General features: G+C 62.4%; 14 protein-coding genes. 11 read left to right on the top strand and 3 right to left on the bottom strand.

Translation table 11 applies throughout. The features are described 5' to 3' along the window. Nucleotides 1-13 precede the first annotated feature (13 nt). Nucleotides 14-634 (bottom strand): pyridoxamine 5'-phosphate oxidase, encoded by a 621-nt coding sequence (pdxH, locus tag ACTJKL_RS14525; protein ID WP_018094438.1) that lies wholly within the window; start codon nucleotides 632-634, stop codon nucleotides 14-16. Nucleotides 635-774: 140 nt separating this feature from the next. Here pdxH and ACTJKL_RS14520 point away from each other — a divergent pair, with 140 nt between their 5' ends. The 4 genes from ACTJKL_RS14520 (at nucleotide 775) to ACTJKL_RS14505 (ending at nucleotide 4,234) form a co-directional block, all read left to right on the top strand. Beyond that, the gene (locus ACTJKL_RS14520) at nucleotides 775-1,230 is read left to right on the top strand and encodes an RT0821/Lpp0805 family surface protein (protein ID WP_198516561.1); all 456 of its coding nucleotides are present in this window, start codon (nucleotides 775-777) and stop codon (nucleotides 1,228-1,230) included. A 216-nt stretch (nucleotides 1,231-1,446) separates the two neighbouring features. Next, a complete protein-coding gene (locus tag ACTJKL_RS14515) occupies nucleotides 1,447-2,490 on the top strand; it encodes a DnaJ C-terminal domain-containing protein (protein ID WP_275596634.1) in 1,044 nt (347 codons plus the stop codon). Between the two features lie 199 nt (nucleotides 2,491-2,689). Beyond that, on the top strand, nucleotides 2,690-3,508 hold the full coding sequence (fabI, locus tag ACTJKL_RS14510) for an enoyl-ACP reductase FabI (RefSeq protein WP_440853159.1): 819 nt from the start codon (nucleotides 2,690-2,692) through the stop codon (nucleotides 3,506-3,508). Nucleotides 3,509-3,649: 141 nt separating this feature from the next. Further along, nucleotides 3,650-4,234 carry a histidine phosphatase family protein gene (locus tag ACTJKL_RS14505; protein ID WP_440853199.1) on the top strand — a complete coding sequence of 195 codons (585 nt, stop codon included), beginning with the start codon at nucleotides 3,650-3,652 and terminating at the stop codon, nucleotides 4,232-4,234. A gap of 10 nt (nucleotides 4,235-4,244) precedes the next feature. Here the strand turns inward: ACTJKL_RS14505 and ACTJKL_RS14500 are convergent, their stop codons facing one another. Continuing rightward, nucleotides 4,245-4,505, bottom strand: a complete 261-nt coding sequence (locus tag ACTJKL_RS14500) for a DUF1344 domain-containing protein (protein ID WP_003532345.1) — start codon at nucleotides 4,503-4,505, stop codon at nucleotides 4,245-4,247. Between the two features lie 440 nt (nucleotides 4,506-4,945). On the opposite strand from ACTJKL_RS14500, the gene aroC reads away from it, so the two are divergent. Both aroC and ribB read left to right on the top strand, forming a co-directional pair. Then, entirely contained in the window at nucleotides 4,946-6,043 is a 1,098-nt protein-coding gene (aroC, locus tag ACTJKL_RS14495; RefSeq protein WP_100669165.1) for a chorismate synthase, read from the top strand. 113 nt (nucleotides 6,044-6,156) lie between these two features. After that, nucleotides 6,157-7,257 carry a 3,4-dihydroxy-2-butanone-4-phosphate synthase gene (gene ribB, locus ACTJKL_RS14490; protein WP_018094444.1) on the top strand — a complete coding sequence of 367 codons (1,101 nt, stop codon included), beginning with the start codon at nucleotides 6,157-6,159 and terminating at the stop codon, nucleotides 7,255-7,257. Nucleotides 7,258-7,326: 69 nt separating this feature from the next. Here the strand turns inward: ribB and ACTJKL_RS14485 are convergent, their stop codons facing one another. Beyond that, nucleotides 7,327-7,857 carry an invasion associated locus B family protein gene (locus ACTJKL_RS14485; RefSeq protein WP_026168549.1) on the bottom strand — a complete coding sequence of 177 codons (531 nt, stop codon included), beginning with the start codon at nucleotides 7,855-7,857 and terminating at the stop codon, nucleotides 7,327-7,329. A gap of 400 nt (nucleotides 7,858-8,257) precedes the next feature. Between ACTJKL_RS14485 and coxB the strand changes: the two genes are divergently transcribed. From coxB to ACTJKL_RS14460, 5 genes are all read left to right on the top strand, one after another. Next, nucleotides 8,258-9,142: a cytochrome c oxidase subunit II gene (gene coxB, locus ACTJKL_RS14480; protein WP_018094445.1), complete on the top strand. Its 885-nt coding sequence runs from the start codon at nucleotides 8,258-8,260 to the stop codon at nucleotides 9,140-9,142. A 19-nt stretch (nucleotides 9,143-9,161) separates the two neighbouring features. Further along, a complete protein-coding gene (gene ctaD / locus ACTJKL_RS14475) occupies nucleotides 9,162-10,850 on the top strand; it encodes a cytochrome c oxidase subunit I (protein WP_003532329.1) in 1,689 nt (562 codons plus the stop codon). 98 nt (nucleotides 10,851-10,948) lie between these two features. Beyond that, nucleotides 10,949-11,899 carry a heme o synthase gene (locus ACTJKL_RS14470; RefSeq protein ID WP_440853198.1) on the top strand — a complete coding sequence of 317 codons (951 nt, stop codon included), beginning with the start codon at nucleotides 10,949-10,951 and terminating at the stop codon, nucleotides 11,897-11,899. Next, nucleotides 11,899-12,039 carry a cytochrome c oxidase system small membrane protein gene (locus ACTJKL_RS14465; RefSeq protein ID WP_010968907.1) on the top strand — a complete coding sequence of 47 codons (141 nt, stop codon included), beginning with the start codon at nucleotides 11,899-11,901 and terminating at the stop codon, nucleotides 12,037-12,039. Before ACTJKL_RS14470 ends, ACTJKL_RS14465 begins: the two co-directional genes overlap by 1 nt. An 11-nt stretch (nucleotides 12,040-12,050) precedes the next feature. Continuing rightward, on the top strand, nucleotides 12,051-12,647 hold the full coding sequence (locus ACTJKL_RS14460) for a cytochrome c oxidase assembly protein (RefSeq protein WP_440853158.1): 597 nt from the start codon (nucleotides 12,051-12,053) through the stop codon (nucleotides 12,645-12,647). Nucleotides 12,648-12,673 lie beyond the last annotated feature (26 nt).

The following is a 12,673-nucleotide window of genomic DNA, read 5'->3' as shown; positions in this document are numbered from 1 at the left end:
CAGCGTCTTTCCGTCAGGGGTACATCCGCACTTTCGTCCAACCGCCATCCGGCGTTTCGCGGCGGAACTCGACACGGTCGTGCAGCCGGAAGGGACGGTCGTGCCAGAATTCGATCGACAGTGGACGGATGCGGAATCCGGACCAGTAGTCCGGACGTGGAATCTCGCCGATCGCATGCCGCGCCGTGTATTCGGCGACGGCCTTCTCCAGCGCAAAGCGGCTTTCGAGCGGCCGGGACTGCTTCGATGCCCAGGCGCCGATGCGGCTGCCGCGGGGCCGGCTCATGAAATATTCGTCGGCTTCCTGGTCGGAGACGACTTCGACCGGACCGCGCAGACGCACCTGGCGGCGCAGCGATTTCCAGTGGAAACACAGGGCCGCCTTTGGGGTCGCAAGCATTTCCCGGCCTTTCTGACTTTCGAAATTCGTGTACAAGACGAAGCCGCGTTCGTCGAACCCCTTGAGCAGGACCATGCGTACATTGGGCATGCCATCCGGGTCGACGGTCGCAAGGGCGACGGCGTTCGGATCGTTCACCTCGCTCTTTTCGGCTTCCTTCAGCCATGTGCCAAAAAGGGAAAAGGGCTCGCTTGCTTCCGTGAAGTCACCGGTTGTTAACTCGTTCGCGGTCATATTGTTTTCCAATGCCGTGTGTCTGGCGCGGGAACGCTTCGGGATGAGCCGAGTGGCGTTTCCGCATCGTAATAATGTCAGAGCCTGCCTGCGGACTTCCTCGGGACGTGGTGCGCTCTGGCGAGTCTGACAGGAATGCCGTGCAAGACATAGCAAAGCGGAACGATGGCAAGAAGGGTCTTTCCTTCGCATTGCTGCGCAGCGCGGCAATTTGCGTGACGATTCTCGCCCTGCCGGGGTGCATGGGCGCGGGCCTCGACGTCTTCGGGGGATCGGGCGTCGATCGTTCGGTCTCGACCGGAACCGTGCCGGTGGCGAAGACATCCGACGGCCTTTCCGATGCCATAGCCGTGCGCGACCTCGTTACCGCTGCCGACATCAGTCAGGGCAAGGACAGCACCATCCCCTGGGCAAATGCAAATTCCGGCAGCGCCGGCGTCATCAGCAGCATCCAGGAAGACCATGCCTCGGGCATGCGTTGCCGCCGCTTCACGACGACCCGGCACTCCTTCGAGGGCATTGCCAAGTTCGATGGCAACACCTGCCAGCTCGGCAACGGGGAATGGTACCTGACGAGCTTCGGCCCGCGGAGCTGAAATCGCAGGTTAACCATATTGCCGCAAAGCGGCCGGCGAAGCGTCTCGGACGATGTTTTCGGCACCGCGTCTCCGCTTCCGACTAACCGATAGTTAGCAACTTCGCCCGATCATCGCCCGGTGACGGAGAAGGTCTCGCAGACCCTCTTCGCTCGTCGTGAGGTGTCAGGCGGGCATCCGGGGAAGGACCGCCGAGTAGAGAAAACGATAGCAGCCATGCGCGATCCCTATGCAATTCTTGGTGTGCGTCGCACCGCCGGGCAAGAGGAAATCAAGGCGGCCTGGCGCTCCGTCGCCAGAGCGGTCCACCCCGATCACAATCAGGACGATCCCTCCGCCAACGAACGCTTCGCGGAAGCGGGCAGGGCCTATGAGCTGCTTCGCGATCCGGTGCGCAGAAGCCGTTACGATTGGGCGCGGCGCGAGGCGGAGCTTCGTCGCATGGAGGCGATGAAGGAGAAGATGCGAGGCGCGGAGGTGCCGGAGGACCCTGTCGGCACCGAAACGGCCGAGGAAGCGATTTCGCGCATATTCGGCGTCGAGCCGCAGCCCGCTGCCGCCAGGCCGAAATCCTCCGTGCGTGCCGCCGAACGGGAACGTGCGCCGGTGGAAGCCAAAACCGAGCTCGCCGCCGAAGCAAAACAAGAGCAGCCGAAAGCCGACGCGTTTGCCCGTCGCTCGATCATGCCGGCGGCGGATCTGGTCGCGGCGATCGTTCAGCGTATTCGCGGACGCATCGCGAAGACGGCCGAGAAGGTGCCGGATCTTGCCGTCGACGTTCACGCCAGCGTCGAGGACGTGATCAATCTCGCGCGGGTGCCGGTGGAGCTTCCGGACGGAGAACTGCTGAAGGTCCCCATCCCGGCCGGCGCTGCGGACGGCCAGGCGATCCGCCTGAAGGAGCAGGGCTACCGCGTTGCGGGTATGGCGCGCGGCGATGTGGTGGCAACCCTGCGCCTCCGCCAGGACGGCCCGTTCCGGACCCGCGGTCTCGACCTCGTCACCACATTGCCGATCGATCTTCAGAGCGCGGTTCTCGGCTGCGAAACGACGATCGATGCGCCGAACGGACCGCTCACGGTGACGGTACCGGCGTGGTCGGGCTCCGACAAGGAGATCCGCATCGCCGGAAAAGGCTTGCGCGGGGCGGACGGGGACAGCGGCGACCTGGTCGTCGAATTGCGGGTGGTGCTGCACGAAAAACCGGACGACAAGGTGACGGACCTCATGCGATCCCAACGTGACGGCCTCTTTCTATGAAGCTTTTCTGACAAGCTGAACCAATATTACGGGGACTAACAGTTCCTGATCTGCCTCCTGCTTGAACCGCTGTGGCGCCTATGCCATAGGCAATGCTCGACAATTGCCGCACCCGCTGCAGGAGGCGCGGCATCCTGGCATTCGTGAAATTTTGCCACCGGCAGCAGCTGGTGGAGGCAGACAGTATTGGGGACATTCCATGGCTCAGGCATCGGGTCTGATGAATGGCAAGCGCGGCGTCATCATGGGCGTCGCAAACAATCGCTCGATTGCATGGGGCATCGCGAAGGCCTTGTCCGAGGCGGGGGCCGAGATCGCGCTGACATGGCAGGGCGAAGCTTTGAAGAAGCGCGTCGAGCCGCTGGCGCAGGAGCTTGGTGCCTTCATGGCCGGCCATTGCGATGTGACCGACCTCACCACGATCGATGCCGTATTCTCGGCCCTCGAAGAGAAATGGGGCAAGATCGATTTCGTCGTGCACGCGATCGCCTTTTCCGACAAGGACGAATTGACCGGGCGCTACCTGGATACGAGCCGCGACAACTTCGCGCGTACGATGGACATTTCGGTCTATTCCTTCACGGCGGTCGCCGCACGTGCGGATCGCGTCATGAACGACGGCGGCTCGATACTGACGCTCACCTATTACGGCGCCGAGAAGGTCATGCCGCACTATAACGTCATGGGTGTCGCCAAGGCGGCCCTCGAGGCAAGCGTTCGCTACCTGGCGGTGGACCTCGGCAACCGCGGCATCCGCGTCAACGCGATCTCCGCCGGGCCCATCAAGACGCTTGCTGCGTCCGGCATCGGTGATTTCCGCTATATCCTGAAGTGGAACGAATACAACGCCCCGCTGAAGCGCACGGTCTCGATCGAGGAGGTCGGCAATTCTGCCCTCTACCTGCTTTCCGACCTGTCGAGCGGCGTTACCGGCGAAGTCCATCATGTTGATTCCGGCTACCACACGGTCGGCATGAAGGCCGTTGACGCGCCGGACATCAGCGTTGTGAAGGATTGACAGCCTTTGCTCGACAGCCGCCATGCGTCCTTCGGCCGCATGGCGGCTGTCGCACTTTGAACTGCTGCATGTTCTATCCTCAAACCGGCTGCGGTTTGCGGAATGTGCGGCAGGGATCGCGGCTCGCCCGGAGTGGACATTGTGCTCATCTACATGGTTCGCCATGGACAAACGGACTGGAATGCGGAGAGCCGCCTTCAGGGTCAGAAGGACATCCCCCTCAACGAGACCGGACGGCAGCAGGCGACCGGGAACGGCGTCGCGCTGAGGAGGTTCCTCGGGAGTGGCGCCGCCGACTTCGATTTCGTCAGCAGCCCGCTCGGCCGTACGCGCGAAACCATGGAGCGTCTTCGGCGGGCCATGGATCTCGATCCCTCGGCCTACCGCACCGACGAGCGTCTGAAGGAGGTGTCCTTCGGCGACTGGGAAGGCTACACGCTTCCCGAACTGAAGCGGCTCGTGCCCGAGCGGATTGCAGAGAGGCGCGTCGCGAAATGGGATTTCATCCCGCCCGGACCCGACGCCGAAAGCTACGAAATTCTCTCCTGGCGTGTCGGTGCCTGGCTCAGGAGCGTGACGCGGCCTACCGTCTGCGTCAGCCATGGCGGCGTTATCAGGGCATTGTTCAAGCTGCTTGGGGAGATGGGTGCCGATGAGGCGGCGGCCGCAGCGATCCCGCAGGACCGCCTGCTGAAAATTCTGGATGGCTCGATAGGCTGGCTCTGACGCCACAAACCTACTGAAGGATCTCCAGGTCGTTGATGACGCGCTTGCCGTCGACCTCGGTATAGAAGACAAGCACCTTGACGCCGGCCTCCAGCCCTTCGAAGTTGAACTCCTCGGGCGCCTGATAGCTCTTGCCGTCATCGAGGGAGAGGCTCAGCCGGTCGGTATCGACGCTGGTGATCACGGCTTCGACATCGGCACTCTCGGCAAGCGCGGAGAGCGGCGAAAGCAGGCTTGCGGTGGCCATGAGCGTGGCAATGACAAATCGCATCCTTGTTGCCCTCATCAATGATTTTGCGAATTTTGTTGTTCTCACGCTTTGATCCCCGATTGTGGCAAAAGTAGCCCTATGTCGTTGCTTTTTCGATGCAGTTGCCCGCCGCATGGGAGGGTGAAGGCCGGTTCGGCGAATTGCAACCCGATGTTTCCGTGAAAGCGGCGGAGCGGCCCGGCGGCAGCCGAACTCTCCCGGTTTTCCACGGGAATTTAGCGGCACCTTACTCAAGGCGCCAAGCCTGGGGGCAGGGGAGACGGCACGGGTGCCAGCCGCCGCCGCAGAAGGACTTTCCCGCGTGCCCGCTTTCCACTAAGAGAGGGCACGCGCGTCTTTCGCGTGGCACTCGGAGCGGGCCAGCAGCGGCTCCGGGGTAATTGGAATAGACGCGAGGCGGCTCACCGGCCATCTTCGCGATCCGGAGTTCGGTAGCCGCCATGTCGCACAATACATTCGGTCATCTTTTCCGCGTCACGACCTGGGGCGAAAGCCACGGTCCCGCACTTGGCTGTGTCGTCGACGGGTGTCCGCCCGGAATTCGCTTTACGCTCGCCGAAGTCCAGGCCTGGCTCGACAAGCGCAAGCCCGGCCAGTCGCGCTTCGTCACCCAGCGTCGTGAGGACGATCTTGTGAAGGTCCTTTCCGGCGTGATGCTCGATGACGACGGCGAGACGATGATTTCGACCGGCACGCCGATCTCGATGATGATCGAGAATACGGATCAGCGTTCCAAGGATTATTCCGAGATCGCCAAGCGCTACCGTCCCGGCCATGCCGACTATACCTACGATGCGAAATACGGCATCCGCGACTACCGCGGCGGCGGCCGCTCCTCGGCGCGCGAGACCGCTGCGCGCGTGGCGGCGGGCGCTATCGCCCGCAAGGTCGTGCCGGGCCTGGTGGTCCGCGGTGCACTCGTCCAGATCGGCAAGCACCGGATCGACCGTTCCAATTGGGACTGGGCGGAAGTGAACAACAATCCGTTCTTCGCACCCGACCCGGCGATTGTGCCCGTCTGGGAAGACTATCTCGACGGCATCCGTAAAGCGGGATCGTCGATCGGCGCCGTGGTCGAGGTGGTTGCCGAAGGCGTTCCGGCCGGCATCGGCGCGCCGATCTATGCCAAGCTCGATCAGGATATCGCCGCCAATCTTATGTCCATCAACGCGGTCAAAGGCGTCGAGATCGGCAACGGCTTCGCTGCAGCGGAGATCAGCGGCGAGGAGAACGCCGACGAGATGCGCATCGGAGCGCAGGGCGAACCGGTTTTCCTGTCCAACAATGCCGGCGGCATTCTGGGCGGGATCGCGACCGGGCAGCCGGTCGTTGCGCGCTTCGCCATCAAGCCGACCTCGTCCATTCTCACGGAGCGCCGTTCGATCGACAGCGACGGCAAGGAGGTCGACGTGCGCACCAAGGGCCGTCACGACCCCTGCGTCGGCATTCGGGCGGTGCCGATCGGAGAGGCCATGCTGGCCTGCGCCATCGCCGATCACTATCTGCGTGACCGCGGCCAGACCGGCCGGCTGAAGTAACTCGACTGCTGCAGCGGCCTTCGCGTTTGTGAAAGACAAGCGGCGCTGCAGGAAGGTGTGCAGCGGTTTTCCGTCGGGGAATGCACCAAACAGGATATTCGCGGAGACAAGACATGTCCTACGACCAGAAGCGCGTCGTCGAAGCCATTCGCGCCTTCGAAGCAGGCGAGATCGTCGTCGTCACCGACGACGGCGGCCGCGAGAATGAGGGCGACCTGATCGTCGCGGCGGTGCACTGCACGCCTGAGAAGATGGCGTTCATCGTGCGCCATACGTCCGGCATCGTCTGCGCGCCGATGCCGCGTGAGGAGGCAAAACGCCTCAACCTCAATGCGATGGTTGCGGAGAACGACTCCGCCCACACCACCGCCTTCACGGTCTCGGTCGACTTCAAGCACGGGACCACGACCGGCATTTCCGCCGACGACCGTACGCTGACGGTCAGGAACCTCGCCAATCCGAATGTCGGGCCGACGGATTTCGTCCGGCCCGGCCACATATTCCCTCTGGTGGCGCGCGAGGGCGGCGTGTTGATGCGCTCCGGCCATACCGAGGCCGCCGTCGATCTCTGCAGGCTCGCGAGCCTGCCGCCGATCGGCGTCATCTGCGAACTCGTCAACGATGACGGCACGGTCACGCGTGGACCGCAGGTCGAAGCCTTTGCCGAAACGCATGGCCTGAAGCAGGTCTCCGTAGCCGATCTCATTGCCTATCGCCAGCGCAAGGAGACCTTGATCGAGCAGGGCCATTCCTTCGAGATGGACACGCCCTACGGCAAGGCCAAGGGCCACACCTATTCGCTGCCCTGGGATACGATGCAGCACCTGGCCGTGGTCTTCGGAGACATTCGCGACGGCGTCGACATTCCCGTGCGCCTCCACCTCGAGAACGTCGGAGCCGACGTCTTCGGCCGCGGCCGCCAGATCGACGAGATCATGAAGCGCATCGCCGCTGAGGGGAGGGGGGTCATCGTCTATCTGCGAGAGGGCTCGGTGGGGGTCGGAATTTCGCAGACCGCGCGAAAGGGCAAGCACGAGAGGGAAGCCCACTCGGAGGCACAGGAGCGTGAAAGCGAGTGGCTGGAGATTGGCCTCGGCGCGCAGATCCTGAAAGACCTCGGCATCACCTCCATTCGCCTTCTTTCATCGCGCGAGCGGCATTACGTCGGCCTGGAGGGCTTCGGCATCAAGATCGCCGCGACCGAGATTCTGTAAATCCGGAAGAGCCCGAAATAAAAGCCGCGTCACCGGACGCGGCTTCCTCGCCTTTGAAGAAAGCTGCCGTTACGGCAGGGCGTCGTAGCCTTCGTCGAAGCCCTTGAGGTCGACGGGGATGCCGATGCCTTCCTCGGGCGACTGGAAAACGATGAAGGTCGCCGTCGCGCCGGCGCGGAAGGTCTTGAGGAGCTCGTCTTCGAGCACGACCTCGGCGTAGCAGCCGTCGGAGAAGCAGCGCACGAAATAGGCGCGGCCGATGTCCTTGCCGTCGACATTGAGGCCGAGGCCGTTCGGCAGGAGCACGCCGAGCGGCGCAAGCACCCGAAGGATCTTCGCCTTGCGGTCGGCGGTCTTGAGCACGACGACCGAGAGGCCGACTTCCGGCCTGTCTTCGGCGATGACGTTCTGCATCAGCGCGCACTGTTCGGCCGAGGCGCCCGCCGGCTGGTCGCAGACGATCGACCACGCGCCGTGGTTTGACTTCACCGTGCCCGGCGTTGCGTTGGATTGCTGGGCCAAGCCTGCTGCGGGGAGTGCGAAGGCGGCAATTGCGAGCGCGGCCAGGGCGGGCAGCCGGGAGAAGAGGGACAGGCCCATGTAAACCTCAAAAACCTCGAATCATTAGGGCTATTCTTGAAGCGCGCGAGGATAAATGAAAAGCCCTGGTCGTTACATTCCAGTGTCATATGGCCGAAATTGGGCCCGCCCGGCACGAAATAGGCCTGCCGAGGGCTGCCTTGTCTCCGCCGATGAGCGTGGCTGCCCGCAAAAGGGGCGGCGAATACCGGCCCGCGCGCGGGCGCCGGTGCGTGGGAGGGCTTTCGACCGGTTGCGAGGTCTCCTGTGCGAAAACTTCCGCTTTGTGCAAAAATGCCGCACGAGGTTGCTTGGACAGATGTTGCGGCGCTGGTCAAACTGTGGTTTGAAGCGCTTCAGTATCGCAGGGATTCTGCGTTCCGGGTTTGATCCTGATCAAGCGCATTGGGGAGACGTAATTGTGAAAAACAAGGCCTATGCAGTTCTGGCAGCGCTTGCCTGTCTGCTTTTTGCTTCGAGCGCCTTTGCTGACAAGCCTGTCGACTGGCAGACGAACTTTCAGGCGGCTGCTACGGGCATCATGGAAGAAATCACGTGGTTTGAACACTATACCCTGTGGTTCATCATTCCGATCACACTTTTCGTTCTCCTGCTGCTGGTCATCGTGGTCGTCAAGTTCCGCGAGAGTGCCAATCCTGTTCCGTCGAGGACCAGCCACAATACGCTGATCGAAGTCATCTGGACGGTCGGCCCGGTTATCGTGCTGCTTTTCCTCGCGATTCCCTCATTCCAGCTTTTGACCGCGCAGCTCACGCCTCCGGAAAATCCGGACCTGACGGTCAAGGCGACCGGCAACCAGTGGTACTGGTCCTATGAATATGAAGTCGGCGAAAACCCGCTCTCCTTCGATAGCCTGCTCCTGAAGGACGAGGATCGTGCGGGCCTCGGCAAGGAGGATAAGGCGCAGTATCCGCGTCTTCTCGCCGTCGACAACGAAGTCGTCGTGCCGGTCGGCAAGACCGTTCGCCTGCTCGTCACGGCTGCCGACGTGATTCATGCCTTCGCCATGCCGGCTTTCGGCGTCAAGATCGACGCGGTTCCCGGCCGCCTCAATGAAACCTGGTTCAAGGCCGATCGCGAAGGTCTCTATTACGGCCAGTGTTCCGAGCTCTGCGGCAAGGATCACGCCTATATGCCGATCGCCGTCCGCGTTGTTGCGCAGGATAAATACGACGCCTGGCTCGCCGCCGCCGCAACCAATGTCGGCGAAGCGAACAAGGCGCTCATGGCGTCCGTAGACGGCGCGGCCAAGGCCGTTGACGTCGCCGACAACGCCGCACAGTAATCGGAAGTGGAGCTTGACCATGGCTGGAACAGCCGTTCATCACGATCAACGCCATGATCATTCCGATCATGGCCACGCGGACCACGCGCACAAGCCGCTGACTTTCTTTCAGCGCTGGTTCCTGTCGACCAACCACAAGGACATCGGTACGCTCTACCTGATCTTCGCGATCATCGCCGGCATTATCGGCGGTACGCTGTCGGTCTTCATGCGCGCCGAACTGCAGGAGCCGGGCATCCAGATCTTCCACGGTCTGGCCCAGATGGTCTATGGCTTCGAGGGTGATGCTGCCATCGACGGCGGCAAGCACATGTTCAACGTCTTCACGACCGCTCACGCGCTGATCATGATCTTCTTCATGGTCATGCCGGCGCTGATCGGCGGCTTCGCCAACTGGATGGTGCCGATCATGATCGGTGCGCCGGACATGGCGTTCCCGCGCATGAACAACATTTCGTTCTGGCTGATCGTGCCGGCCTTCCTGCTGGTGCTCCTTTCGATGTTCGTCGAAGGCCCTGCAGGCGCCTATGGCGCGGGCGGCGGCTGGACGATCTATCCGCCATTCTCGACATCCGGCATGCCAGGGCCCGCGATGGATCTCGCGATCCTCGGACTGCACATTGCCGGCGCCTCGTCGATCCTCGGCGCGATCAACTTCATCACCACCATCCTCAACATGCGCGCTCCGGGCATGACGCTGCACAAGATGCCGCTCTTTGCCTGGTCGGTTCTGATCACCGCCTTCCTGCTCCTGCTCTCGCTGCCGGTTCTCGCGGGCGCGATCACCATGCTGCTGACGGACCGCAACTTCGGCACGACCTTCTTCGCGCCGGAAGGCGGCGGTGACCCGATCCTGTTCCAGCACCTGTTCTGGTTCTTCGGTCATCCGGAAGTGTACATTCTGATTCTGCCGGGCTTCGGCATCGTCAGCCACATCATCTCGACCTTCTCGCGCAAACCGATCTTCGGTTATCTCGGCATGGCCTACGCCATGGTCGCGATCGGCGCCGTCGGCTTCATCGTGTGGGCGCACCACATGTACACGGTCGGCATGTCGCTCCAGACGCAGCGCTACTTCGTCTTCGCGACGATGGTCATCGCTGTGCCGACGGGTGTGAAGATCTTCTCCTGGATCGCGACGATGTGGGGTGGCTCGATCCGCTTCGCGACGCCGATGGTCTGGGCGATCGGCTTCATCTTCCTGTTCACCGTCGGCGGCGTGACGGGCGTCCAGCTCGCCAATGCCGGCCTCGACCGTGCGCTGCACGACACCTATTACGTGGTGGCGCACTTCCACTACGTGCTGTCGCTCGGCGCCGTCTTCGCCATCTTCGCGGCCTGGTACTACTGGTTCCCGAAGATGACCGGCTACATGTACTCGGAGTTCCTGGGCAAGCTGCATTTCTGGGTGATGTTCGTCGGCGTGAACCTGATCTTCTTCCCGCAGCACTTCCTCGGGCTCGCAGGCATGCCGCGCCGTTACATCGACTATCCGGACGCCTTTGCCGGCTGGAACATGGTTTCGTCCTACGGCTCCTACATCGCGGCGGTCGGCGTGCTGATCTTCCTCTTCTGTGTCGCCGAAGCTTTCGCGAAGAAGCGCGTTGCGGGGGATAATCCCTGGGGCGAAGGCGCCAACACTCTGGAATGGCAGCTGTCTTCGCCGCCGCCGTTCCACCAGTGGGAGCAGCTCCCGCGGATCAAGTGACGGGTAACGAACAGAAGCCGCCGGTTTCGGCGGCTTCTCCCCGCCGGGATACCGGCGTGACGCGGCTGTTTTTGCCGCAGCAAGTTCAAGGTACGGACATGACGGTCATCGACAATCACGAGGTAGTTGGCATGGAAGGCGCACCGCGACTTTCCGAGGCCTCTGCGCGCGATTATTTCGAGCTCCTGAAGCCGCGCGTCATGTCTCTCGTCGTCTTCACCGCATTCGCCGGGCTCGTCCTTGCCCCCGGTCATATCAATCCGTTCATCGGCTTCACCGCCATTCTCTGCATCGCCATCGGAGCCGGCGCCTCCGGTGCGCTGAACATGTGGTACGACGCGGATATCGACGCGGTGATGAGCCGCACGGCCAAGCGTCCGATTCCGGCCGGCAAGATTTTGCCTCAGGAGGCGCTCGCCTTCGGGCTGACCCTGTCGGCATTCTCGGTGATCATCCTCGGGCTCGCCGTTCACTGGCTCGCAGCCGGATTGCTCGCCTTCACGATCTTCTTCTACGTGGCCATCTACACGATGTGGCTGAAGCGCTCGACGCCGCAGAACATCGTCATCGGCGGAGCCGCCGGGGCCTGCCCCCCGATGATAGGCTGGGCCTGCGTGACCGGCGGCGTGTCGGTCGAGAGCATGGTGCTCTTCCTCATCATCTTTCTCTGGACGCCGGCGCATTTCTGGGCCCTGGCTCTCTTCAAGATGGGCGATTACGGCGCGGTCGGCGTGCCGATGATGCCGAATGTCTGCGGCGAGGCGACGACCAAGCGGCAGATCGTCATCTATGCCGTGCTCACCGCGATCAGCGGCGTCTGTCCCACCTTGCTCGGCTTCGCGAGCCTGGGCTATGGAGCCTTTGCCACGGCCATGGGGCTCGGTTTCGTCTGGTATTCGCTGGGTGTGCTGCGCATGCCCGAAGGCGACAAGCGCATGGTACCGGCGAAGAAGCTCTTCGCATTCTCGATCGCCTATCTTTTCGCGATATTCTCGGCGCTTCTGGTCGATTACGCGATCGCCCGGATCTGGCTTGGAGGTATTGTCTGATGGAAACCGTCGAACTCAACGAGGCTCAGAAGAAGTCTCGCCGCGGCCGCAACATCGCGCTCGGTATCGTGCTGGCGGCCCTGGTCGCGATTTTCTACGTCGTCACGCTGGTCAAGGTCGGCGGCGGCATGGTGAATTGAAGGCGTTGCGCATGGCGGAGAATGGACAGGCAGATCGGAAGGAACGCTCGAACGGCGTGATCGTCGGCACGTGCCTTGCATTTGTGGCCGGCATGATCGGCATGGCCTATGCCGCCGTTCCGCTCTACGACATGTTCTGCCGCGTTACGGGCTACAACGGTACGACGCAGCGGGTCGAGCAGGCATCCGACCTCATCCTCGACGAGAAGGTCAAGGTTACGTTCGACGCCAATGTCGCTGCCGGACTGCCTTGGGAGTTCGTCCCGGTTCAACGGGATATCGACATCAGGATCGGCGAGACGGTACAGATCATGTACCGTGCGAAGAACCTGGCTTCGACGCCGACGACGGGCCAGGCGACGTTCAACGTGACGCCGATGGCGGCCGGTGCCTATTTCAACAAGGTGCAATGCTTCTGCTTCACCGAGACGACGCTTCAGCCGGGCGAGGAAATGGAGATGCCGGTCGTCTTCTTCGTCGATCCGGAGATCGTCAAGCCGGTCGAGACGAAGGGCATCAAGACTTTGACGCTGTCCTACACCTTCTATCCGCGCGAACCCTCCAAGCCGGTCGCGCAAGTGAAGGCGAAGGCAGAAAACCAACTTTGACATGCGCGCCGTTTCGGCTATGCCGG

Source organism: Sinorhizobium sp. 22678, from assembly GCF_052044265.1.
GTDB classification, from domain to species: domain Bacteria; phylum Pseudomonadota; class Alphaproteobacteria; order Rhizobiales; family Rhizobiaceae; genus Sinorhizobium; species Sinorhizobium meliloti_A.
Note: the sequence above shows the minus strand (reverse complement) of the source record. Positions and strands in the feature narration are given on the sequence as shown.